At 62.5% G+C, this 23,295-nt stretch carries 24 protein-coding genes; 18 read left to right on the top strand and 6 right to left on the bottom strand.

Annotated features, from left to right (window positions below):
- The first annotated feature begins 39 nt into the window (after positions 1-39).
- From R3O64_RS01445 to R3O64_RS01455, 3 genes are all read left to right on the top strand, one after another.
- Positions 40-789, top strand: coding sequence for a phosphoglyceromutase (locus R3O64_RS01445; protein WP_070521289.1), 750 nt, complete (start codon positions 40-42; stop codon positions 787-789).
- 73 nt (positions 790-862) lie between these two features.
- A complete protein-coding gene (locus tag R3O64_RS01450) occupies positions 863-2,128 on the top strand; it encodes a sensor histidine kinase (protein WP_070521124.1) in 1,266 nt (421 codons plus the stop codon).
- Entirely contained in the window at positions 2,125-2,823 is a 699-nt protein-coding gene (locus R3O64_RS01455) for a response regulator transcription factor (protein ID WP_070521121.1), read from the top strand. The genes R3O64_RS01450 and R3O64_RS01455 overlap by 4 nt, the downstream gene beginning before the upstream one ends.
- Here the strand turns inward: R3O64_RS01455 and R3O64_RS01460 are convergent.
- Positions 2,820-3,701, bottom strand: a complete 882-nt coding sequence (locus tag R3O64_RS01460; protein ID WP_070533966.1) for a hypothetical protein — start codon at positions 3,699-3,701, stop codon at positions 2,820-2,822. The genes R3O64_RS01455 and R3O64_RS01460 overlap by 4 nt on opposite strands.
- A gap of 33 nt (positions 3,702-3,734) precedes the next feature.
- On the opposite strand from R3O64_RS01460, the gene R3O64_RS01465 reads away from it, so the two are divergent.
- From R3O64_RS01465 to R3O64_RS01485, 5 genes are all read left to right on the top strand, one after another.
- On the top strand, positions 3,735-4,664 hold the full coding sequence (locus R3O64_RS01465; RefSeq protein ID WP_083303757.1) for a Ppx/GppA phosphatase family protein: 930 nt from the start codon (positions 3,735-3,737) through the stop codon (positions 4,662-4,664).
- Between the two features lie 9 nt (positions 4,665-4,673).
- Positions 4,674-5,522, top strand: a complete 849-nt coding sequence (locus R3O64_RS01470; protein WP_070521111.1) for a hypothetical protein — start codon at positions 4,674-4,676, stop codon at positions 5,520-5,522.
- 202 nt (positions 5,523-5,724) lie between these two features.
- Positions 5,725-6,516 carry a pyrroline-5-carboxylate reductase gene (gene proC / locus R3O64_RS01475; RefSeq protein WP_070521108.1) on the top strand — a complete coding sequence of 264 codons (792 nt, stop codon included), beginning with the start codon at positions 5,725-5,727 and terminating at the stop codon, positions 6,514-6,516.
- A gap of 200 nt (positions 6,517-6,716) precedes the next feature.
- Positions 6,717-6,905 carry a helix-turn-helix domain-containing protein gene (locus tag R3O64_RS01480; protein WP_010189818.1) on the top strand — a complete coding sequence of 63 codons (189 nt, stop codon included), beginning with the start codon at positions 6,717-6,719 and terminating at the stop codon, positions 6,903-6,905.
- 244 nt (positions 6,906-7,149) lie between these two features.
- A complete protein-coding gene (locus tag R3O64_RS01485; RefSeq protein ID WP_003855542.1) occupies positions 7,150-7,251 on the top strand; it encodes a 30S ribosomal protein bS22 in 102 nt (33 codons plus the stop codon).
- 138 nt (positions 7,252-7,389) lie between these two features.
- On the opposite strand, the gene R3O64_RS01490 is transcribed toward R3O64_RS01485, so the two are convergent.
- Complete coding sequence (locus R3O64_RS01490) at positions 7,390-8,589, bottom strand: HNH endonuclease signature motif containing protein (RefSeq protein ID WP_339017166.1); 1,200 nt, start codon at positions 8,587-8,589, stop codon at positions 7,390-7,392.
- A gap of 231 nt (positions 8,590-8,820) precedes the next feature.
- On the opposite strand from R3O64_RS01490, the gene R3O64_RS01495 reads away from it, so the two are divergent.
- Complete coding sequence (locus R3O64_RS01495; RefSeq protein ID WP_070521105.1) at positions 8,821-9,399, top strand: LURP-one-related/scramblase family protein; 579 nt, start codon at positions 8,821-8,823, stop codon at positions 9,397-9,399.
- Here R3O64_RS01495 and R3O64_RS01500 read toward each other — a convergent pair.
- Positions 9,396-10,451 carry an HAD-IB family hydrolase gene (locus R3O64_RS01500; protein ID WP_230310910.1) on the bottom strand — a complete coding sequence of 352 codons (1,056 nt, stop codon included), beginning with the start codon at positions 10,449-10,451 and terminating at the stop codon, positions 9,396-9,398. The genes R3O64_RS01495 and R3O64_RS01500 overlap by 4 nt on opposite strands.
- A 66-nt stretch (positions 10,452-10,517) precedes the next feature.
- Here R3O64_RS01500 and R3O64_RS01505 point away from each other — a divergent pair, with 66 nt between their 5' ends.
- The 9 genes from R3O64_RS01505 (at position 10,518) to R3O64_RS01545 (ending at position 19,719) form a co-directional block, all read left to right on the top strand.
- Positions 10,518-10,757, top strand: a complete 240-nt coding sequence (locus R3O64_RS01505) for a glutaredoxin family protein (RefSeq protein WP_339017167.1) — start codon at positions 10,518-10,520, stop codon at positions 10,755-10,757.
- 104 nt (positions 10,758-10,861) lie between these two features.
- Positions 10,862-12,238, top strand: a complete 1,377-nt coding sequence (locus R3O64_RS01510) for a glutamyl-tRNA reductase (RefSeq protein WP_154736755.1) — start codon at positions 10,862-10,864, stop codon at positions 12,236-12,238.
- Positions 12,239-13,129 carry a hydroxymethylbilane synthase gene (gene hemC, locus R3O64_RS01515; RefSeq protein WP_070521096.1) on the top strand — a complete coding sequence of 297 codons (891 nt, stop codon included), beginning with the start codon at positions 12,239-12,241 and terminating at the stop codon, positions 13,127-13,129.
- 178 nt (positions 13,130-13,307) lie between these two features.
- Entirely contained in the window at positions 13,308-15,014 is a 1,707-nt protein-coding gene (locus tag R3O64_RS01520) for a uroporphyrinogen-III synthase (RefSeq protein WP_269948797.1), read from the top strand.
- A gap of 62 nt (positions 15,015-15,076) precedes the next feature.
- Positions 15,077-16,054 (top strand): porphobilinogen synthase, encoded by a 978-nt coding sequence (gene hemB, locus R3O64_RS01525; protein ID WP_070521091.1) that lies wholly within the window; start codon positions 15,077-15,079, stop codon positions 16,052-16,054.
- Between the two features lie 10 nt (positions 16,055-16,064).
- Positions 16,065-16,763 (top strand): hypothetical protein, encoded by a 699-nt coding sequence (locus R3O64_RS01530; RefSeq protein ID WP_070521089.1) that lies wholly within the window; start codon positions 16,065-16,067, stop codon positions 16,761-16,763.
- Positions 16,760-17,257, top strand: coding sequence for a tellurium resistance protein TerC (locus R3O64_RS01535; RefSeq protein ID WP_070521085.1), 498 nt, complete (start codon positions 16,760-16,762; stop codon positions 17,255-17,257). Before R3O64_RS01530 ends, R3O64_RS01535 begins: the two co-directional genes overlap by 4 nt.
- Before the next feature lie 38 nt (positions 17,258-17,295).
- Positions 17,296-18,336: a uroporphyrinogen decarboxylase gene (gene hemE, locus R3O64_RS01540; protein ID WP_070533947.1), complete on the top strand. Its 1,041-nt coding sequence runs from the start codon at positions 17,296-17,298 to the stop codon at positions 18,334-18,336.
- Entirely contained in the window at positions 18,337-19,719 is a 1,383-nt protein-coding gene (locus R3O64_RS01545; protein WP_070624567.1) for a protoporphyrinogen oxidase, read from the top strand. It abuts the gene before it with no gap.
- Between the two features lie 139 nt (positions 19,720-19,858).
- Here R3O64_RS01545 and R3O64_RS01550 read toward each other — a convergent pair whose 3' ends face one another.
- The 3 genes from R3O64_RS01550 to R3O64_RS01560 form a co-directional block, all read right to left on the bottom strand.
- Entirely contained in the window at positions 19,859-21,478 is a 1,620-nt protein-coding gene (locus R3O64_RS01550) for an ATP-binding cassette domain-containing protein (protein ID WP_070533941.1), read from the bottom strand.
- An 84-nt stretch (positions 21,479-21,562) separates the two neighbouring features.
- Positions 21,563-22,579 (bottom strand): ABC transporter permease, encoded by a 1,017-nt coding sequence (locus R3O64_RS01555; protein ID WP_070533939.1) that lies wholly within the window; start codon positions 22,577-22,579, stop codon positions 21,563-21,565.
- On the bottom strand, positions 22,579-23,157 hold the full coding sequence (locus tag R3O64_RS01560; protein ID WP_070533938.1) for an ABC transporter ATP-binding protein: 579 nt from the start codon (positions 23,155-23,157) through the stop codon (positions 22,579-22,581). Before R3O64_RS01560 ends, R3O64_RS01555 begins: the two co-directional genes overlap by 1 nt.
- Positions 23,158-23,295: the final 138 nt, after the last annotated feature.

A 23,295-nucleotide genomic window follows, 5' to 3' on the forward strand; every position in this document is an offset into this window, starting at 1 on the left:
CACAGGCGGGCCGCCGAAAAACGTGGCATGCTGGTGTTTATGAGTAACGGAAAGCTGATTCTACTTCGACACGGACAGTCCGAATGGAACGAGTCCAACCAGTTCACCGGTTGGGTTGATGTCAACCTCACCGCCAAGGGTGAGGGTGAGGCCAAGCGTGGCGGCGAGCTGCTCAAGGAACAGGGCATTCTGCCGACTGTCGTGTATACCTCCCTCCTGCGCCGCGCCATCCGCACGGCCAACATTGCGCTTAATGCCGCAGACCGCCACTGGATTCCGGTCGTGCGCGATTGGCGCCTGAACGAGCGCCACTACGGCGCACTGCAGGGCCTCAACAAGGCCGAGACCAAGGACAAGTACGGCGAGGAACAGTTCATGGCATGGCGCCGCTCCTACGGCACCCCGCCGCCGGAGCTGGAGGACGGCGCCGAGTACTCCCAGGCCGGTGACCCGCGCTACGCCAACCTGGATCAGGTTCCGCGTACGGAGTGCCTGAAGGATGTCGTCGAGCGCTTCGTTCCTTACTTCGAGGAGGAGATCCTCCCGCGCGCCAAGAAGGGTGAGACCGTTCTCATCGCCGCACACGGTAACTCCCTGCGCGCGCTGGTCAAACACCTGGATCAGATCTCCGATGAGGAGATCGCCGGCCTCAATATCCCGACGGGCATCCCGCTGGTCTACGAGATCGCCGAAGACGGTTCCGTGGTGAACCCGGGTGGCACCTACCTGGATCCGGAGGCTGCCGCTGCTGGTGCAGCCGCCGTGGCCGCGCAGGGTGGCAAGAAGTAGCCGAAAACCGCTACCTGCTGCGCACGATCCCCAAGGAGCCTATACTCCTTGGGGATTCTTTGTAGGGGCGTGAATGATTGTGGAACTGGTACTAGCTTTCCTGGCCGGCGTGGTGGCCTGCGGCCTGGCCATACCGGTGATCACCCGGGTCCGCGAGCGCCTGGTGCGCCGCCGCGTCCGTGATGCGGATGCGAACCAGGTCACCAGCGTTAGCCAGGTCTTGCACCTCGCCGTGTCCGGCTCTCCAGCCGGGATGGCCGTGCTCTCGCGGTCCAAAGAGATCATTTTTTCTAACCCTGCCTCCCATGAGATGTCGATGGTGCACGACCGGGCGGTGAACCCCGATCTGTGGAAGGTAGCGCAGGAGGTTTTCGAGGATAAAGAGACCCGAACGCTGGACCTTTCTATCCCGAAGCGGCGCACCGGAAATCGCGTGATTCAGGTGCGTGCGGTGGTCCAGCCGCTGACGCTGAACGACGATCGCTTCGTCATCGTCTACGGCACCGATGAGTCCGAGTCGGTGCGCATGGAATCCGCTCGCCGTGACTTCGTGGCCAACGTGTCCCACGAGTTGAAAACCCCGGTGGGTGGCATCGCGCTGCTGGCTGAGGCCCTCCTTGAGGACACCGGGAATCCCGAGCACGTCGAGTATTTCGGCAGCAAGGTGCAGAAGGAAGCGGCGCGTATGGCCGACATGGTCAGCGAGCTCATCTCCTTGTCTAAACTGCAGGGCGCGGAGGCGCTCCCGGAAATGGAGCCGCTCGACCTCGATGAGATCATCGATGAGGCCATTACCCGCAACCAGCTTGCCGCCGATTCCCACCACAATCAGCTCACCCGCGGTGATTCCGAGGGGGTCCAGGTCATGGGGGACAAGTCCCTCTTGGTCACGGCGATCTCCAACCTCATCTCAAATGCCATCCACTATTCGCCGGATGAGATGCCGGTGTCGGTTACACAGAAGGTCGTCGGCGGAAAGGTCGTCCACATCCGCGTCACCGACCGTGGCATCGGCATTGCTCCAGAAGACCAGAAGCGGGTCTTTGAGCGCTTCTTCCGCGTGGATAAGGCGCGGTCCCGGCAGACCGGTGGAACCGGCCTTGGTCTGGCCATTGTGAAGCATGTCGTGGCTAATCACGGCGGCAATATCAAACTGTGGTCACGCCCCGGAACTGGCTCGACGTTCACAATCGAGCTCCCTATCTACGCGGAAGAAAAGCCAGCAGATAATCTTATTCATCGGGATAATATAGAAGACGGGGCTGTCAGCTCCGCCGCCCCTGGTTTACAGCGCGCCGTGGCGCGCGTAGCCGCTCGTCGAAAGGATAAAGCGCAATGACCACCATCCTCATCGTTGAAGATGAAGAGTCGCTGGCCGATCCCCTCGCCTTCCTCCTCCGAAAGGAGGGATTCGACGTTCTCCTCGCCCCGGACGGGCCCAGCGCGCTAGAACAGTTCGCAGCGAACCACGTGGACATCGTCTTGCTGGACCTCATGCTGCCGGGTATGTCCGGAACGGACGTGTGCAAGCAACTGCGCGCGACATCCTCCGTGCCGGTGATCATGGTGACCGCGCGCGACTCTGAAATTGACAAGGTCGTGGGGCTAGAGCTGGGCGCAGATGATTACGTAACCAAGCCCTATTCCTCTCGCGAACTCATCGCCCGCATCCGCGCGGTGCTGCGCCGCGGTAACGATGCCTCTTCCGATCACGGTGAGGAGGAGCCCGACGAGCAGATTCTGGAAGGCGGCCGCGTGCGCATGGACGTGGAGCGCCACACCGTGCTTGTCGCCGGCGAGCCGGTTTCCATGCCGCTCAAGGAGTTTGATCTCCTCGAGTACCTGCTGCGCAACTCTGGGCGCGTGCTGACCCGCGGTCAGCTCATCGACCGGATTTGGGGCGCGGACTACGTGGGTGACACAAAGACTCTCGACGTCCACGTCAAGCGCCTCCGCTCCAAGATCGAGGCCGAGCCTTCCCACCCGCAGCAGCTCGTGACGGTGCGCGGCCTGGGATACAAGTTCGAGGCTTAAGCGCCAGGGTCCGCTGGGTGCCGCGGGAACTCGACTCCGGAGCGCGCCCGGGCCTCGCAGTGCTTGGCCAGGATTTCGTAGCACTCCTCGCCGAGTAGCGCGATCAGCTCGGTCTTCTGCGACTTCCATAGCGGTTCTTCCGCGGTGTGGCACGAGGGATCGGCCGAGCAATACCAATCGAAGTCCTCGCCGCCGTTGCCCCATCCGCGGCGGTCGTACTCACCGATGGTGGTGCGTAGGATTTCCTCCCCATCGGGGCGCTCCTCATAGTCTTCGTGCCGGCGAATCGGCAGCTGCCAGCACACTTCGGGCTTGACCACGGTGAGCTCTTCCCCCGCGTCGAGCGCCCACTGATGGATAGCGCAACCCGCGCCCGTGGGCCAGCCGGCGCGGTTGGCGAAGATGCAGGCGCCGGCGACAAGCGGCGTCTTCAGCGCCGGTTCCGGCTCGCCATCATCGCCGTCGAGTTCATCCCACTCCAGCCACGGTTCCAGCTCCTCGGGTTCACCGTGCTTCAGGAACTCATCTACCCCCTCTGGGCGGTGCTGCCAGAAACGTGCGGGCATGCGGGCGACGGCGTCGCGAAGCTGCTCTCGATCCGTCTCATCGGCCATGTATGCGCCGTGCACGCAGCAGCCGACGTCGGGCTGTTGCTTATCGATGCCGTGGCACCTCTCCGTCCCAAACTGGCAGGCATAGTGCGATTCGAGCCAGGTCAGGTCGATGGAAAAGACGTGGAGTGGATCGTGCGGATCCGTAAATTCGAACCACTCTCTGGGGAAGTCGGGGGCCTTTTCGCGGCCGGCGATAATGGAAGCCGCCGCGGGGGAGGAGGCCGGAAAACCCAGGTAAACTTCTTTTGATTTCGGGCGATTCACACCTACCCACGGTAGACCTACTACTGTAGAGGCGTGCGATTAGGTGTATTAGACGTCGGAAGTAATACCGTCCACCTCGTTGCGGTCGATGCCGCAACCGGTGGGCGGCCTTCGCCGATGAGCGATTGGAAAACCCCGCTGCGTCTGGTGGAACAGCTAGACAAAGACGGCAACATCCATGAGAAGGGCATGAAGAAGCTCATCTCCGCCGTGGGTGAAGCCGCTGAGTTGGGCAACAAGCTGGGCTGTGACGAGTTCATTGCCTTTGCTACTTCTGCCGTGCGCTCGGCCACCAACTCGGCCAAGGTTCTCGACGAAGTTGAGAAACAAACCGGCGTCCGCCTAGAGATCTTGTCGGGCGAGGAGGAAGCTCGGTTGACCTTCCTGGCTGCCCGCCGTTGGTATGGATGGTCCGCTGGCCGCATTACCAACCTCGACATCGGTGGTGGCTCGCTGGAGCTGTCCACCGGTACCGACGAGCATCCGGAAATGGCTTTCTCCCTCGATTTGGGAGCGGGCCGTCTGACTCACAACTGGTTCGATACCGATCCTCCGCAGAAATCCAAGGTGAACCTGCTGCGGGATTACATCGATGCGGAGCTGGCCGGCGTCGCCGATAAGATGCGCGCGCTGGGCCCTGCGGGGTTGGCCGTGGGTACCTCCAAAACCTTCCGCACGCTGGCCCGATTGACCGGTGCTGCGCCGTCCTCGGCGGGCCCTTATGTGAAGCGCACGCTCACAGCTCCGGGCCTGCGTCAGCTGATTTCCTTTATCTCCCGCATGACTGCAGCTGACAGGGCGGACCTTGAGGGTGTAAGTTCTACCCGATCGCATCAGATCGTCGCCGGCGCTTTAGTGGCGGAGGCGAGCATGCGTGCCCTGGGAATCGAAAAGTTGGAGATCTGCCCCTGGGCTCTCCGAGAAGGTGTCATTTTGCGCCGTACCGATAAGGGACTGGAATAGGAAAGAAACGTGGCTGACAAGAAACAGTTGACAGTTGCGGAGCTGCTGGCCCGTAACGCGAAGGACCGATCTGGCGAGGAGAAGAGCTCGCGCCGCCATCGCCGGAGCCTTGACGAAGGCGGCATCTCGGTTGCGGAGCTGACCGGCAATCTCGAAAAGGTCAAGGCAACTCCGGCGGAGGCTAAGCACTCGAGTGTCTCCATCGATGAGCCGGCCCCGGTTATTCCTGCGCCGAAGAAGGAGAAGAAGGAGAAGCCTCAGCAAGAGACACCTCAGCAGGAGGCCCCGCAGAAGGACGCTGATAAGTCTCACTCCGCCGCCCCTGCGGAGAAGCCAACCGAATCTGAGTCCAAGCCTTCCCAGCCCTCTGACGAGGACACGCGCGTAATCCAGAAGGTCAAGGACGAGCCCAAGAAGGCTGAAGACAAGGCCCAGTCAAAGGTCGAGTCAAAGGCTGAGCTGAAGACCGAGGAAAAGGTTGAGCCAAAGGCCAACGACAAAGTCGATGACAAGGCCGAGGATGACACCTTTACCACGGGTGAACTCGAGGCAGTCGACCATGATGTTGAAGAGTACGACGAGGACTATGACGAGGAGGACGAGGGCAAGCTCAACCCCTTCGCCGTCGTCCTGCTCGCCCTCGTGGGCATCGTGCTCGGCGCCATCGTGTTCAAGGGCTTTGAGATTCTCTGGGACCGCTTTGACCGCTTGGTCGTCGTGGTACTCGGTGTTGTTGTCACCGGCGTCATCGTCGGAATCGTCCACGCACTCCGCACGAGCCGCGACGGTTTGTCCATGTTCCTCGCAGCCGTGGCCGGTCTCGTGCTGACCTTTGGCCCGCTGCTCGTGGTGATGTAAGCACCAGCCCAAAAGGCATCTTCTCAAAGGCATCTGCCAGAAGGTATCTTTGCCCCTGAAAACGCCATCTATCCTGCTGTAAATGGCATCTTCAGGGCAGAAAACGCCTTCTGGCAGATGCCTTTTGCATGTGTGAGGATAGCGTGCGAGCAGCCCTGTTGATTGGTGGCCGCGTCCTGGCCTTTCTGGCACCCTGGAAAGCATGACAAAAATTGCAGTACTTGGTGGAGGACAAATCGGCGAAGCCCTCGTTTCTGGGCTGGTGCATGCGGGCTATGATGCCGCGGACATCGTGGTGACCAACCGCCGCACTGAGCGCGGCGAGGAGCTGAAGAGCGCGTACGGCGTCAGCGTCACGAGCGTTAACCCCGCGGCTATCGACGGCGCCGACTACATCTTCGCCTGCGTGAAGCCTTATGCCATCGTGGAGCTTCTTGAGGGCCTCGACATCCCACAGACGGCCGTGGTTGTGTCCATGGCAGCCGGCTTAACTCTCGAGACCCTGGAGAAGGCCGCTGGGGAGGGCGTGCCGGTCGTCCGCGTCATGCCGAACACCCCCATGTTGGTGGGCAAGGGTATGTGCACCTGCGCGGGCGGCACCCACGTGACGGAGGAGCATCTCGACGGCGTGGTCAAGCTCCTGGAGGCTGTCGGCGAGGTTGCTGTCATTGAGGAGAAGCACATCGATGCTGCTACCGCTCTAGCCGGCTCCGCGCCCGCCTACTACTTCCTAGTCACGGAGGCGCTGATCGACGCCGGCGTGCAGCTCGGCCTCACCCGCGATGTTGCCGAGAAGCTAGCCACCCGCACCGCACAAGGCGCCGGAACGATGCTGGCTGAATCCGGCAAGGATCCGGTTGCTTTGCGCGCAGGGGTGACCTCCCCGGGGGGAACCACTGCCGCCGCTCTTCGCGAGCTCGAGGAGTCTGGCCTGCGGGGTGCGTTCTTCCGAGCCGCTGAAGCCTGCACCCAGCGTGCGCAGGAACTTGCCTAAAACTTCCCGTCGCCCTGGGAGCCCTGTGGCACGTGTTGCCACACGGGCTTGAAGGGCAGCAGCGGTGCGAAAGAGGAAAAAATTAGCTCTTGGGTCGCATTAGTCACAGGTTTCACGCTAAGCTGGCAGGAGCGCGTGCGTGATAGTCCTGTGGGAGGGGAAGCCTACAGCGCGTCACGTGCTGAAGGGTTAAATAAACTATGACGAATGAAGATAAGGGAACTTTCCTGACCATCGCCGAAGTTGCGGAGATCATGCGTGTCTCCAAGATGACGGTCTACAGGTTGGTTCATGCAGGTGACATGCCGGCCGTGCGCGTGGGACGCTCGTTCCGCGTTCACGAATCCGCCGTCAAGGAATACCTTGAGGCTTCCGTATACGGAGCCTAGCGTTCACCTCTTTCTGGCAGCGCCCACCACTGCGGACCCCTCGCGGTCCACGGCGGTGGGCGCTGCCCTTAGTTTTGGTGCTGGGCAGGCCGCTAGGTAAGATAGTGAACATTCGTTTCGGCACTGGCATGCCTGCGTCTCCCTGTTTCGCGGGGACCGCCTCGAGTGCACCGTGGGTGGTTTTGTTCCAGGCGTTGCCGGCCGGGTTACGTACGTACTGATACCGAAAGTGAGGAAACCTGCTATGGGTTCTGTCATCAAGAAGCGTCGCAAGCGCATGTCCAAGAAGAAGCACCGCAAGATGCTGCGCCGCACCCGCGTTCAGCGTCGTAAGCTGGGCAAGTAAAGCTTCGCCTGCAACTCCCCGCATGGTCCTTTTTAGGATCGTGGCGGGGAGTTTCTGCTATCTATTCTCCTTTCTATCCGTCATTTCAGACGACCTCTCCGTCGTTTCACACGACGTCGTTTTAGACGACGGAGCCGCTTAGAACGGAATGTCTTCCTGCGGTGCGCTTGGAGTGTGGGGTTCCTTGGCAGCGGCCTGCGCTTCCGTAGCTTCCTGCTGGGCAGCTTCCTCTTGGGCGCGCTCGCGGGTGGCCGTGATTTTCTGGGCTACCGTCTGTGCCCAACGCTTCGCTTTCTTTGCCAGCGGGCCGGTCGGCTCCGTCGTTGCCCACGTCCCATCCTCGTAGAGCCACACCATATCCCCGGTGTGTGGGTCCATGATGTAGTGCGCGCGCCCATCAGTCTTCATATTGTGATGGTGTTGGCACAGGCTGGCCAGGTTGCGCGGGTGCGTGGCGCCGCCGTCGGCATAGTTGATGCGGTGGTCCATCTGGCATAGGTAGGCGGGCCGGTTGCAGCCCGGTGCGCGGCAGGTGCCATCGCGGCCTTCCACATATTTGCGGATGAGCTCTGAAGCTATGTAGCTGGCTGATTCCGGCGGCTGGGAGGACAGGTCGCGCGTGCGTGTGGCGGGCATGTCCTGCGATGTCCATCCGTACCCTTGGATGAAGGTGGGAGCGTTGTCGATATCACTGGCTTGGTAGGTGTGCAGAATGATGGTCGCGGGCGGAGAGATGCTGCCGGCGATGAGCTTCTTTAGGGCATCAGCCTGCGAGAGCCCGTTCTCCTTCGCTGCCTGTTTGATGTAGCCATCCAGAATCATCCCCGTGGCACTGTCCGTATTGAGCTCAAGGATGCCGCGCTTGCCAGTATCGGTAAAAGTATAAGAGTCCTTCTTCGGCGAATCGCGGAAGGTAAAAGCTTTATTGATGCTCTTGCAAATATCGCGCACCTTGCGCCCAATCTGCGCCGGTGTAGGGAAGACCTGATTCGGGGAGGTGGGGGTGAAGTAATCGACCAGGGCATCGTCGATAAGCGCGAGCGTTTCCGGAGGTAGCTTGCCGAGCTTCGTCAGGGTGCGGTCGATGGTGATGAGTGCCTTCATGTCCAACAGAAACTGACTGTCCTGCAGGGCCTTGACCTGCGGTAGCTCCGTGAGGCGGTGCACGGCCAGGCAGCATTCACTCACGGTGTAGTCACCGACGCCAAGCTTGGCGACGAGCCTCTGGCACGCAACATCAAAATCCTCATCGAGCTCTGGCATGGCAGCTACCCAAGAGCGATAGTCCGCGCGGCGGGCGGCGCTGCGCTCCACGGCGAGGGCGCAGTCAGGGTTCATATGGGAAAAGTAGGCGGTTTGAGTGGCGGTGTTCACGGTGTCCCCCAGGTTTATGGTGTCGCTTGTATGTTCTACGCGCACTATAAAACACGCCCCGGACATCTACTATGACCTGGGGAATGTAGGTATTTCCTCGAGGTATTTGAGACATACAAGCGCCCTCTTTGCATCAGTGGGGAGTATTGTCTTCCGGCCCCACAGGCGTCCGCTGCGTACGTATGATGGCGAACTATGTTGCCTAGACTCTTGACCCTTGACAACCTGGTTATCTCACAGACAAAGTCCTTCATGCAGGATCAGTTCCTGATCGCCGATGAACAAGGCGTGCCCGTGGGCACCATCGTGCAGTCGTCGAGCATGAAGGACATGTTCTTCAATGCCTCCCGCAGCCTCGAGGTTGCCTTCACGGATGAGCAGGGCAATCCGCAGCAACCGCTCATGGTGATCAAGGATCCGCCGAACTTCGTGCGGGATACATATGAGGTGTATTTGCCGGGCGTCGAGAAGCCCATGGCAGTGGTGACCAAGAAGTTCTCCCTGCTAAAGACGCGCCTGACCTTGGAGATGGAAGGCTTCCCAGAGATTGAAATTGAAGGCGATGTCTGGGATTGGAATATCACGATTACCAGCCAGGGTCAGCCGCTGGCGGAGGTCCGCAACGAATGGTCAGGCGTGGGACGGTTCCTAGCCGGGAAGAATACCTACAAACTCAGCATCGCGCCGGGGCTCGACCCGCAGCAGCATGCGGGGCTCATCGGTGCGGTCATGTGCATGGATATGCTGCGCACCAAGCAGCAGAACAGTAGCTAGCGGCGCACCATGCGCCAGCTTCCATAGGAAAAGAGCGCGGTGGCCAGCGCCGGGAGGCCATAGGTGCGCACGGCCTTGCGCACGGAGCGGTAGTCGCGGATGAGCCAGCCTTTTTCCTCCGCGATATCGCGCAGCTTGGAATCCGGGTTAATGGCCACGGGGGTTCCCACCATGGAGAGCATCGGGACGTCGTTGGAGCTGTCGGAGTAGGCGGTGCAGCGCTCAAGGTCGAGGTTCTCCAAGGTAGCCAGTGCTGCCACGGCGTGCTTCTTGCCCGAGCCGTGGAGGATATCGCCCACGAGGCGGCCGGTGAAGCGGCCATCTTTTACTTCCGCCACGGTGCCGAGCGCACCCGTGAAACCGAAACGCTGCGCCAGAATCTGCGCCAGCTGCACGGGGGTTGCGGTAACCAGCCATACCTGCTGGCCGGCATCGAGGTGCATCTGGGCTAGCTGTTTCGTGCCCGGGTAGGCCTTGCGTGCCATGGATTGGTCCACGATGCTCTCGCACAGGGCCACCATCTCATCCACCGAGCGGCCCTTGACGAACTCGAGCGCCTGCACGCGCCCGGCGGCTACGTCCGCGGCATTCTCCGAACCGGAGACGCGGAATTTGAGCTGCTTCCACGCGATGGGAAGGATCTCAGAAAGCTTGAAGTAGCGGCGGCGCGCAAGCCCCAGCGCGAAGGCTACGAGCGAGGAGCCTTGGATCAACGTGTTATCCACGTCGAAGAAGGCGGCGGCGCCAACGTCCTGGGGGATGTCTGGGTCGGGCTCAGTGATGGAGCGTGAACCCGCCGATTCGAAGGATCCCCGGACGGAATCCACGCCAGAGGAAAACGCATCCAGGTCAATGCCAAAGAGATGTTCCACCGCCGCAGCTGCCGATGCCTCACCTGCCGCCCGCTGGTGCTCCTCACCCAGCGGGGCAAAGGCCTGTTGCTCCAAGAAGTTACGTAGGTTTCCCCTGCTTGCGGTCCAGTTGGCAAGGAACTCGCGGGGAGAATCGGGCATACCGGGAGGCAGGGGGAGGGGCACGAGTTCAGCTTTCATAGGGCGGGCAGACTAACGTGTCCATAGTAAACCGCGAACCGTTCTACGTCCTATCGAGGAGTTTCTATGTCCCACGTCGTCGAGCTGATGGTGCGTACTACGTGTGGCTCCTGCGCGCGAGTGCTCGAGCAGATTACTCCGGTGGTCCAGCAGGCTGGTGCGGAGCTTAACGTGCGCACGGTGGATGAGGATGCGGAGCTGGCCATGGAATATGGTGATCGCGTCCCCGTTGTAGTGATTGATGGGGAGGAATTCTCCTGTTGGGAAGTGGACAACGAGGAGCTAGCGCAGGCGCTGGTGCAGTAGTTTTCTTCGGCGTTCCCGCGAGTTTCGGAAACAAGCAGAAGGCTAGTAGTCTTTTGGATGATCTATGTCATCCAAAGGGATGATAAACAACTGGAGGGTAGTGCATGAGTGTGCTCGTCGTGGGCATGTCGCATCAGTCGGCGCCGGTGGCGCTGCTGGAAAAGCTGAGCATGGACGAGACCGTGCAGAACCATACGTGCCGGGCCATGGTGTCGGCAGGCTCGCTGAGCGAGGCGATGATTATCTCCACGTGCAACCGCCTGGAGGTCTACACCGTTACCAATTCCTTCCACACCGGCGTGCAGGATGTCGTGCGCAACCTCGCTGAAGTCTCCGGCGTGGGGGAGGAGGAACTGCGCTCCTACCTTTATGTTCGCTATGCCGACGCCGCCGCTGAGCACCTCATGATGGTGGCCTCGGGCTTGGACTCGATGGTGGTAGGTGAGCAGCAAATCATCGGTCAAGTCCGTACCGCCTATCAGTTCGCTGTCGAGCAGGGAACCGTCGGGCCGCGTATCCACGCGCTGGCCCAGTCCGCGCTGCGCACCGGCAAGCGGGTGCATTCCGAAACCGAGATCGATGAGGCGGGATCCTCCATGGTCTCTTTCGCTTTCGATCAGGCCCTGAGCCGCATGGGCACGGACGATCTCGACGGCAAGCGCGTGCTGATCTTGGGGGCGGGTGCAATGGCCTCGCTAGCGGCAACCCACGCGGGGCGCTTGGGAGCACACCTGGTTATTGCGAACCGCACCCTGGCTCGCGCCCAGCGCGTGGCGGAACATGCCCATGAAGCGGGCGTCTATGCGGACGTCGTTGAGTTCGCGCACCGCGCCCAGGCTTTGCACGATGTGGACATGGCGATTTCTGCCACGGGCGCCCAGGATTTCACCATTTCAGCGGCCGACGTCGAGCGTTACCACGTGGCCGACCGCGAGCTCATGCTCGTGGATCTCTCCTTGCCGCGCGATATCGATGATGCGGTAGCAGATGTCGAGGGGGTCGACCTCGTTAACATCGAGAGGCTGAGTAATTCTTTGCAGGCGGCCGATACTGACCTTGCCGCCGGCACAAGCCCCCACGCGCAGGCGCGGCGCATCGTCAATGAAGAGCTGGAAGCCTATGCTTCCGAGCAGCGCGTCCGCGACGTCGTCCCGGCGGTATCGGCGCTGCGCAAGCGGGCAGCGAACCTGGTTCAGTGCGAGGTAGCGCGGCTGGAGCAGAAGCACCCAGAGCTGGATGAGCGCCAGATGGGAGACATCAACCGTGCTCTCAAGCGCGTTGCAGATAAGCTGCTCCATGAGCCCACGGTTCGTGCGAAGAAGCTCGCAGCCAACTCCGGAACGGTGAGCCACGAGACCGCGCTGCAGGAACTCTTTGGGCTCCAGCTAGAGGGCAGCGGTGTGGCCATTGACGTGGCGGAGCTGCCGGATGCCGCGCAGATGGAAGCCGCGGAAAGCACTAAGGAAGAAAAGGACGCATAGATGTTGACGATCGGCACCCGAGGATCCCTCCTGGCCACCACGCAGTCGGGGCACGTGCAGGAGTGGCTGCAGCAGGCAGGCTATGAGGCAGAGCTGCACATCGTCACCACGCAGGGGGATGTCAACATGGCGCCCGTGGAGCGCATCGGCGTGGGCGTATTTACGCAGGCCCTGCGTGAGGCCGTTGCCCGCGGCGAGTGCGAGATCGCGGTGCACTCCTTCAAGGATCTGCCCACGGCTGCCGACGAACGCTTCGACCTTGTGGTTCCGCAGCGCCAGGACATCCGCGAAGCGCTTATCGCCCGCGATGGCCTGACCCTCAAGGAGCTGCCGGAGGGCGCACGCGTAGGTACCTCCGCGCCGCGCCGCATCAGCCAGTTGCGGGCGCTGCGCCCGGACCTTGACATTCGCCCACTTCGAGGCAATATCGATACCCGCATGGGCAAGGTCACCGGTGGCGAGCTCGACGCCGTCCTCCTGGCCTACGCCGGCCTCGTGCGCGCGGGCTATGCCGATCGCGCCACCGAGGTCTTCGACCCGGAGGTTTTCATGCCCGCCCCGGCACAGGGCGCGCTGGCCATCGAGGCAGTGAAGGGAACGGAGGCTGCACAGGCCATTGCCCTGCTTGCCGACGCCCCCGCCACCGCCGCCACCCGCGCCGAGCGCACCGTGCTCTCCCGGCTAGAAGCGGGCTGCACCGCGCCGGTTGCCGCGGTCTCTCATTGGGAGGGCGAGCAACTGGTCGTGCGCGGCGGAGTCTTCGCCCTCGATGGTTCTCGTCAGCTCATCGCTCAGGCCCAGGGCGAGGCCAGCGAGGCAGAAGAATTGGGGCGCGCGGTCTCCGAGGAGCTCTTCGCGCAGGGAGCTGCAGACCTCCTGGCAGCGGAGTAATCGCACGTAATTTTTGCTTTGGGGCCTTTTCCTTTAGTGTGTATCTAGCACACAATCATTGAGAGCAATGATTTAGGCCCCCTTAACTCGCGAGTGAGGGGCTTTCTTGTCTCCATTTCCCGCGCCTGCCACGCGTGGCGCCGGGGCACTCGGAATCCACAAACTAGAAAAGAACCTTATGAGCAATGCCGTGCCGGATACCCAGCCTGAGCTGGGTAAGTCTGATCTGGGCAAAGTCGTCTTCGTCGGTGCCGGCCCAGGCAATCCCGACCTGCTGACCGTTCGCGCCCGCGAGGTTCTGGAGACGACAGCCAACGTTGTTACCGACGCCGCCGTGTCCCAAGGCGTGCGCGACATGGTGGCGCAGCAAGTGCCGGTTCCGCAGGAGCTTCTCGACGCCGCCGAGGAAGAGTACGAGCGTATCTGCGCCGCCGCAAAGGAAGCGGGCGCGCGCCGCAAGCCGCCACGCCCAGCCCCGCCGACGGCGGCGGTGTTTGAGGAGGTCGAGGGGGACGTCGTCAAGCAACTGCGTGCAGCACTCGAGCGCGCAGAGGGCCACGACGTGATCCGCCTGGTCACCGGAAACCCGCTCAACCGCGAGTCCATCAAGGCGGAAATCACCGCCGTGGCCAATGCGGGCATGGAATTCCAGGTGGTCCCGGGCATGTCCCTGCCTTCGACGGTTCCGTCTTTTGCAGGTATTGCTCTCGGTGCGACCTATACCGAGGCCGACATCACCGAAGGTGCGGATTGGGACGCGCTGGCCTCTGCGACGCAGCCGCTGGTTTTGCAGGCCACGGCAGATGACCTGCCGGTGATTTCCGCCGAGCTGGTGGAGCGCGGGATGCCCGCGGAGACGGAAGCCTACGTCACCGTCCACGGAACCACCCGTCTGCAGCGCACCCACGAGACCACTCTGGGCACGCTGGGCAAGCTCGACGCTGAGCTGCCGGGCGAGCTCGTCGTCACGCTGGGCCGCAGCTTTGATGATCGCTCGAAGTACTCCTGGTGGGAGAACCGTTCGCTCTATGGCTGGCGCGTGCTCGTGCCGCGCACGAAGGAGCAGGCCGCGGCGATGAGCGCCCGCCTGGCTGGCCACGGTGCCATTCCGCAGTCGGTGCCCACTATCTCCGTGGAACCGCCGCGCAACCCGGCGCAGATGGATCGCGCCATCAAGGGCATCGTCGAAGGCCGCTACAAGTGGGTCGTGTTCACCTCCGTCAATGCGGTGAGCGCGGTGTGGAAGAAGATTGCGGAACTCGGCCTCGATGCCCGCGACTTCGCCGGTGTGCACCTGGCGGCGGTGGGGCAGAAGACCGCCGATGCGATTCGCGCCAAGGGCATGGTCCCGGAGCTTCTGCCGCCGGCGAGGAAGCAGAATGCCGAGGGCCTCGTGGAGGTCTTCCCCAACTACGTTGAGGACATCGACGCCGTGGGCCGCGTGTTGCTGCCGCGCGCCGATATCGCCGGCGAGACTCTGGTGGACGGCCTGTTGGACTTGGGCTGGGAAGTCGATGACGTGGTGGCCTACCGCACCGTGCGCGCGGCCCCGCCGGCGGCGGAGATCCGCGACATGATCAAGTCCGGTGGCTTCGATGCGGTGGCCTTTACCTCGCCGTCGACGGTGCGCAACCTCGTCGGCATCGCCGGCAAGCCCCATGCCCGGACCATCATCGCGTGCATCGGCCCCTCCACCAAGGCGGCGGCCGAGGAGGTGGGGCTGCGCGTGGACGTGGTCCCGGAGGTTGCGGATGTGCCGACGCTTGTCGACGCCCTCGCTGACCACGTCGCCGCCCTCCGCGCCGCCGGCAACCTGCCTGCTCCGCGCAAGAAGCGCCGCTCGCGCAAGAAGTCGGCGTCGACCACTGCTGGGAAGGCAGATTAGGGGCGACTAGAGTCGAGAAAGTACTTTTGATTTTCTCGTAGCTCAAAGGAGAGTTTTTACTCATGAGCATTGCTCGCCGCCCCCGCCGCCTGCGTCAGAACCCGGCTTTTAGGGACTTGGTTGCGGAAACGTCGCTGCGCCCCTCCGACCTCATCCTCCCGATGTTCGTCGTCGATGGTCTGGATGAAGCCCGCGAGATCCCCTCCATGCCGGGAGTGGCGCAGCACAGCTTGGATTCCCTCAAGCGCGCCGCCCACGAGGCACTTGACGCCGGCGTGACCTGCGTTGACCTTTTCGGTGTGCCGCGTGAGGAAGACAAGGATGCAACCGGCTCCGTGGCTTGGGACCCGCAGGGCATCCTCAACGTTGCGATTGCCGAGCTGCGCAAAGAGTTCGGCGATGACCTCATCGTGATGGCGGATACCTGCCTCGATGAGTTCACCTCGCACGGTCACTGCGGTGTGATCGATGACAAGGGCCGCGTGCTCAACGATGAAACCGTGGAGCTCTACCAGGACATGGCCCGCTCTCAGGCCCGCGCTGGTGCGCACATGGTCAGCCCCTCCGGCATGATGGACGGCCAGATTGCCGCCATCCGCGAGGCCCTCGACGAGGCCGGCCACGAGGACGTGGCCATCATGGCCTATTCCGCCAAGTACGCCTCCGCCTTCTTCGGTCCCTTCCGCGATGCGGTGGGCTCCTCCCTGGAGGGCGACCGCCGCACCTACCAGCAGGATCCGCGCAACTTCCGCGAGTCCATGCTGGAGGTGGACCTGGACATCGAGGAAGGCGCGGACATCGTCATGGTTAAGCCTGGCCTGCCGTACCTCGATGTGCTGGCCGGTGCCGTGGAGCGCTCCTCCGTGCCGGTAGCCGTGTACCAGGTGTCCGGCGAGTATGCGATGATTCAGGCAGCCGCCCAGAACGGGTGGATCGATGGTGAGGCCGTTATGCTGGAGTCCTTGACTGCGTTCAAGCGCGCGGGCGCGGACCAGATCCTGACGTACTTCGCCACGGACGCCGCCCGCTTGCTCAAGTAAAAGGAGAATCGTGACGTTCAGCCCGAACACGGCTTCGTCGGCGCAGAAGCCGGCGAAGCAGGACAAGGAGCCGGATAAGGAGAAGGCCACTCGCACCGAAGCCGTTTCCCTCATGCTCAAGGTGTGGGCCGTTGCCTTGGTGCTTGAGGTGGTGCACCTAGTCCTGAGCATCGTGCTGACCCTTCTGAACCGGGACGAGCTCTTTGCCCAGGCCCGCACCACCGCGGAGTCCGCAGCGGAAAAGTCTGGGCAGGACGTCAGCGATGCCCTCGTGCAACTCGTGGGCTATGGCTCGGTGGCGTTCAGCTCGCTGATATCGCTCGCCATCGTCGTCCTGCTGGGCATCATGCTGGGCTTGATCCACAAGAACTCCTCGGCGGCCGGCACCGGCCGGCGCCTGTGGTTCGCCTTCTCCCTCTACTTCGCCTTCCGCGTGCTCATCGTCTTCATGAGCAGCCCCGCTGGGGCGAGCGTTCCGGACTGGCTGTTCGTCCTCGATGGCGGCGTGCAGATCCTCGTCGGCGTGGCCGCCGTCATGGGCTTGATCTTCTCCTCCAAGGAAGAAGTTCTTGAGTACACCGGCGAGATGGAACAGATGCGCCAGATGCGCAAGGAGATGGAAGAGCAGCGCCGTCAGGAAAACCTGGAGGAGCGCGAGAAGAAAAACAAGGACAAGGAGAAAGAAAGAGACAAGGACGGCAAGCGATGAATGACCGCCCCGGCCCCGCGGACTATAATCGCCGTCCGCGCCGCCCTAAGAAGCAGGGCGAGCAGGATCTTTCCACCTGGCCTTCCCAGCTGCGCATCTCCTATTGGGTCTTTGTGGTTGCCGCCGTTGTGATGTTGACCGCCGGAATGGTGGGACTCTTTGGCTCCTATGGCTCGGTGACCAACCCCGAACTCAGCCCAGAGCAGGTGGGCTATATCCGTTTCAATACGCGCTTTGCTGCCATTTCTCATGTGGTGAGCGCTGTCATCATTGCGGCGTGCTCCGCGCAGTTAGCAAACGGTTCGGTGTGGGCGCGCCGCATCATTACCGCGGTTTCCGCCTATGCCATGTTCGTCAGCATAGCGGCGCTGATTGCCGGCGTGGGCGGGCTGCTCTTGTTGCTCATTCCGATGGCGCTCATGGTGGGAATCTTCTTCCTCTTTCATCCAGACTCGACGGCGTTCATTAAGGCCCGTCGGGCGCAGAATTCCTGATTGGCGCCCACTCCAACTTTTGATTCATAATGGACGGTATGTCTCGTCTGTCTGCCGCGCCGCTTATTGAGGCCGCTTCCGGCCGCACCCCGTCCCGTCCGCCCGTCTGGTTCATGCGCCAGGCGGGGCGTTCTTTGCCGGAGTACCGCAAGGTCCGTGAGGGAATCAGCATGCTGGATTCCTGCTTCATGCCGGAGCTGCTGGCGGAGATTACCCTGCAGCCAGTGCGCCGCCACGACGTCGACGCGGCCATCTTGTTCAGCGATATCGTCGTCCCGCTCAAGGCCGCGGGCGTCGGCGTGGAAATCGTCCCCGGACGCGGCCCAGTCATGGATGCGCCCGTGCGCAGCAAGGAGGACGTGGCGAACCTGCCTATCCTCGACGTCGACGTGCCCGAGGTGCGCCAGGGCATCGAGATCATTCTGAACGAGCTCACCGACAAGCAGGCACTCATCGGTTTTGTCGGTGCGCCTTTCACTTTGGCCAGCTACCTCATTGAGGGTGGCCCCTCGAAGAATCATGAGCGCACCAAGGCCTTGATGCATTCCGAGCCGGACACCTGGCACCAGCTCATGGAGCGCCTGACCCCGACGATCATCTCTTTCCTCCAGCTTCAGCTGGAAGCGGGCATCGATGCGATGCAGCTCTTTGATTCCTGGGCGGGCTACCTCAACGAGCGCGACTACCGCGAGTTTGTTCTGCCCTATTCAACGCAGATCCTTAAAGCCGCGGAGGGCCGCGTGCCGCGCATTCACTTCGGCGTGGGAACCGGCGAGTTGCTCGGCGCGATGTCGGAGGCCGGTTCGGAGGTCATGGGCGTGGACTACCGCGTGAGCATGGATGCCGCCGCGGCACGCGTCGATGCAGACATCCTGCAGGGCAACCTTGATCCAGCCTTGCTCTTTGCCGGCGAGGAGGCGGTGCGCCAGGGCGTGCACACCATCAAGGCAGAGGTCGCCCGCGCAAGGGAGCGTGGCGACGTGAAGGGACACATCTGGAACCTCGGCCACGGGGTTCTGCCGACTACCGACGCCGACGCCATCACCCGCGCCGTCGCCATCATCCACGAGGAGGGCTAAATGAAAATCGCGATCATTGGTGCTGGACTGGCGGGACTCACCGCCGCGTGGGAACTCAAGCACAACACTGAGGGCTCCCATGAGGTTTATGTTTTCGAGGCGGCCGATCGCATCGGCGGCAAGCTGCACACCGTGGCTTTCAACGGCGGCCCCACGGACATGGGCGCGGAGGCCTTCATCCGCCGCCGCCAAGATGCCGTGGACTTCTTCACGGAGCTGGGCTTGGAGGATTCCTTCGTGGAACCCAACAGTCAGCTGCGCCCCCGCGTGTATACCGGCGGCGAGCTGCACTTCTTGCCACAGGGCGGTGTCATGGGTATTCCTTCCGCGCCGCAGGACTTCTTCTCCGCTGCCACCAATGAGCGCATCACCAACGAGCAGCCCTTTGAGTGGGAAGTCGGCGGGGATGTCTCCGTGGGCAAGCTCGTGCGCCAGCAATACGGCGATGACGTGGTGGACCACGTGGTCTCCGCGCTCCTCGGCGGTGTGTACTCCTGTACGGCCGATGACCTGGGCCTCCGCGCCACGGTTCCGCACCTAGCGGCCACGCTGGACTCGCTGGCGAAAGAGGGCCCGGTAACCCTGTCGGCGGCAATCAAACAGATCGAGTCCGGCCGCAGCCCGGCCGAAGGCTCCGTCTTCGGCACCTTCAAGGGTGGCTACGCCGAGCTCTACGAAGCCCTGGCTGAGAAGTCCGGCGCGCAGATCCACCTGGACACCTTCGTCTCGGGCGTGACGCGTAAGGGTGATGCCTTTGAGGTCAAGGGCGCGCCGGGGGATATCGGCCCCTTCGACCGCGTGCTCTTTGCCACCCCGGCTCCGACGACCGCGCGCCTGCTCAAGGCCGTGGCTCCGGAGGCCGCCCAGGAGTTGTCTTCTGTCCAGCTGGCCTCCTCTGTAGTCGTCGGCTTCAACTTCGCCTCCGCCACGGACCCGGAGGGCAACTCCCTTCCGGAGGCCACCGGCATTCTCGTCGCCTCTGACGAGCCCGGCGTGCGCGCCAAGGCTTTCACGCTCTCATCCAATAAGTGGCCGCACCTGAACGAGCGCGAAGGCTTCCTCGTGCGCGCCTCCTTCGGCCGCTTCGGCGATGACGCCCTCGTGCGCGCGGAGGAGGATGACCTGGTGGACTATGCCCTTGATGACCTGCAGAAGATCACCGGCTTCGACGGCCGCGCCGCCGGCGTGGAGGAGATCTACACGCAGCGCTGGTTCGGCGGCATCCCCCGCTATGACGAAAAGCACCTGGCTACCGTTGCCGCCGTGCGTGCCGCGCTTGCCGACGTCCCCGGTATCGCCACCGCCGGCGCTTGGGCCGATGGAGTCGGCGTGCCCGCCGTCATCGCCGGCGCCCGCGCTGCCGCGCAGGCGCTCGTCAGCTAGCTCGCTGTCCCTCCTTGTGGCGCCTCACAAAGGGCGCCTCACAAGGGGCGTCCCGCAAAAGGCGTCTGATAAAAGGTATCTTTGGGTGTAAAAACGCCATCTGCAATGCGCAAAAGGCGTTTTGGGCCGTGAAAACGCCTTATGACTGATGCCTTTTGTCAGATGCCTTCAGCTGGTCGATGGAGTTACGTAGTCGCTCTGCATTGCGAGGGGAACGCAGAAGGTATTCCGTTTCACGGAGCGAGTTGTAGTCATCCATGGAAACGGTCGTTGTGAGGTTGAGCTGCTCGCACACGTGCTCGTCGTGGCTGACCAGGATGAATGCCCCGCGGTAGCTCGTGAGCACCTCAATCAGCCAATCGGTGGTGGGGATATCGAGGTTGTTTGTCGGTTCGTCGAGAAGCAGAAAGCGCGGGGCTGGGTCGCTGAGCAAGACGCGGGCGATTTCGACGCGGAAGCGCTCGCCACCAGAAAGCTGGCCCACTGGCTGGTGGATCTTGTCGTTGATAAAGAGCATTTGGGCCAGCTGGTCGCGCAGGAACTGCGGGTCCGCGTTGGGGTTGGCCTCCCGCACGATGTCGAGCACCGACTTCTCCTCAGGCAGGACGATGCGTTGGCGGATGTATCCGCAGGGCAGCGCGTACTCGACGTCGCCGCGGGCGATGCGGTTGAGGAAGGTGGTCTTGCCGCTGCCGTTGGGCCCGGCGAGGCGAACACGCTCAGGGCCAGTAATGCTGAGCAGATCGCTGACCAGCACGCGGGTGCCCACGGGCAGCTCAGTGCCGGGGAGGTCGATGTGGACATGGGTGTCGTCGCGAAGCGCGCGCTGTGCCTTGTCATGAGCCGACAGGGCGGCAGCCACTGCATCGTTGGCCTGTTGAGAACGCCCAGCGGCCGAGCGCTCAGAACGGTTCTTGTCCAAGCCCATGGCCATGCCGGGTTTGCGCTTCGAGGCGGCGAAGTTCTTGCCGCGGCGGGCATCGCGCGCAATGCGGGTCTGCATGGCGGCGCGCTCGCGGATTTGTTTGCGGTGTTCGGCCTTGGTCTCTCGGACCTTGGCCTGCGCGGAATCCTGCTCGGCATCAATCGCTGCGCGGTAGGAGGAGTAGTTTCCCTCGAACTCGCGAAGTGTTCCGTGGTAGAGCTCCGCAATGCTATCCGCGTGCGCGAGGAGCTCGCGGTCGTGTGAGACGACGAGAACCGGCATCGGCGCGGTGCGAATGAGCTCGAGCAGGCGCTGGCGTGATGAGGAGTCCAGGTTGTTGGTGGGCTCGTCGAGGATGAGGAAATCCGGCTTGCGGAAGAATGCGGCGGTCAGTGCCACGGTCACCGCTTCACCACCCGACAGTGTTCCGATAGTGCGCTCTAAGGGGAAGGGGATACCCGCAGCGTCGAGAGCTGCTTCAATACGTTCTGCTAAGTCCCACTGCTCACCAACAGTGGCGGCGAGCTCTTCCGAGTATTCGCCAGCCTCAATGCGGGCAATGGCGTTGAGGACTTCGGTCGCGCCAAAGACATCGGCGATGGTGCTAGACGTATGGAGGCCTAAATCCTGGTCGACATAGAGGACTGAGCCCGCGGATACCGTTCCCGAAGTCGGGGCAATGAGGCCTGCAAGTACCTTGGCTAGCGTTGATTTTCCGGAACCATTCGCACCGACCAAGCCCGTGAAGTGCGAGGAAAACGTGCCGGTGAGCTCCGTGAAACAGGGGGTGCCGTCGGGCCAGGTGACGGTGAGATGAGAAAAAGAAATAGGCATGAAGAAATCCACCTTCGAGTAAGTCGCGTAAAAAGTGTGACGTCGAATTAGGAAAAAATCTTCATGCCCGAAAGACTAGCCCGGCTAATACCCCAGCGCAAGGGCCGCCACACCAAGACCGAGGGCGCCGCGGGCAATGTAGTGCAGCACCTCGGGGGAGAAGGAGACACCGAAGCCGCCGCTGTCCAGCATGGACATGCTGTCTACCTGTGCCGGGCGGGAACGCTTAAACGACGCCCAGCTAAGACCGGCGATGATGAGCACCACTGCGATGGCGGAGAGCTTCCACACCAAGAGGAGGACACCAGCACCAAGGAGCGCCGTGCCCACTGAAGCGATAAGGGGAAGGCCCCAGTCGGGCCATGCATCGTCGCTGACGCGGCCGAAGGAGGCAGCGCGCCCAACCGCCGCGCCGACGATGCTCCACGCGGACATGAATCCGACGATAGCCAGCGCCCCGAGCTGTGGGGCGAACCCCAACGTCAAGCCGAGGGCTGCGAGCGCACCGACGCCGATGTACCACCGTCGTCCCAGACGACGGAAGAAGAGACCCGTCAACGTGGAGGGCGCATGGGTGCGACGAGGAATCCAGGCGGACTGGCTCGCAATGGCATCAGAGGTGACCTCCGAATCAAGCAGACCAAGGCCGGATCCACCGACCAGGCGCGTATGCCCAGCGCTGAGAAGCGAAGCCAGCGTGAACGAGCGCCACCCCACGACGAAACGCAGGGCCGGGACTGTCAGCGCGAACCACGGGGATAGCCCGGTGGACACGCAGATGCCGAGACCTAAGACCCCGAACCCGATCAGCTGCGTCCATGTGATCCAGTCGGTACCGCGGAGTTTGCCGCGTGGGCGATCAACGTACACCCAACGTTCCCGGGAGAGCGCCCGTAGGGGATAAAGAGTCTCGGCGAACACGATGAGAGCGAGCAGTCCCACGATGCCGGCAATAGGAGCGACACCAGTCAGCGTGATGCGCGCCGGGATGATAGGCACGACGGCGCTGACTTCTTGCCATCCTGTGTAGCCGAAGCCGATGACGATACCGGCGAGGATGAGATACCAAATGCCATCACCTAGCCGGGATAGCGTGCGCATCACAGCTGCACCACCTCGTCGCAGGCCTGGGTGATCGTGTCGGAATGCGTGGCCACGACGATGCAGCGATTCTCCTCGTCGGCTAGGTAGCGCAATTCGCTTGCGAGGAACTCAGTCCAGGTGGCGTCGAGGTGGCGCTCGGGCTCGTCGATAAGCACTGCGCGCGCCGGCTGGTACAGCTGTGCGGCCAGGAACACGCGCTGGCGCTGGCCTGAGGACAGGCGCGAGGCGGGGTGAGGGAGGAGAGGCTCAAGCGCCCAGAGTTCGCAGAGCTTGGCGACGTCCACCCCTGTCGCCTTTCCTATCAAGTCCAGGTGCTCGCCCACGGTGAGGTCGGGGAGGAAAACCGGCTCAGCCACCGTAAGTACAGCACCCGGTTGCTCCTTCGTGCCGACGGGATGGCCGTCGCACTCTACTGAGCCTTCGAGAGGCGCAAGCTCACCGCCGAGCGTGGCTAGCAACGTGGATTTACCTGAACCGTTGGGCCCAGCGAGGCCATAGATGCGGCCTGGGGCGAAGTCCTTCTCAAGATGTCCAAGGGGCGTGGAATGCCCATAATCGGCGTCGATGGAAAGCATTGCTGGGCGGCGTGCTCCTTACATTGGGCGGCTAGACAATAGTTAAAACTTATTTATGAAGTTTAGCAAAATGCACGCCCCGAACGTTCTTTTCGAGGTGGGAAACACCCTTGGGATTGGTGTCATGAGCTGCTAAAA

It is taken from the genome of Corynebacterium hesseae (genome assembly GCF_037850265.1).
GTDB classification, from domain to species: domain Bacteria; phylum Actinomycetota; class Actinomycetes; order Mycobacteriales; family Mycobacteriaceae; genus Corynebacterium; species Corynebacterium hesseae.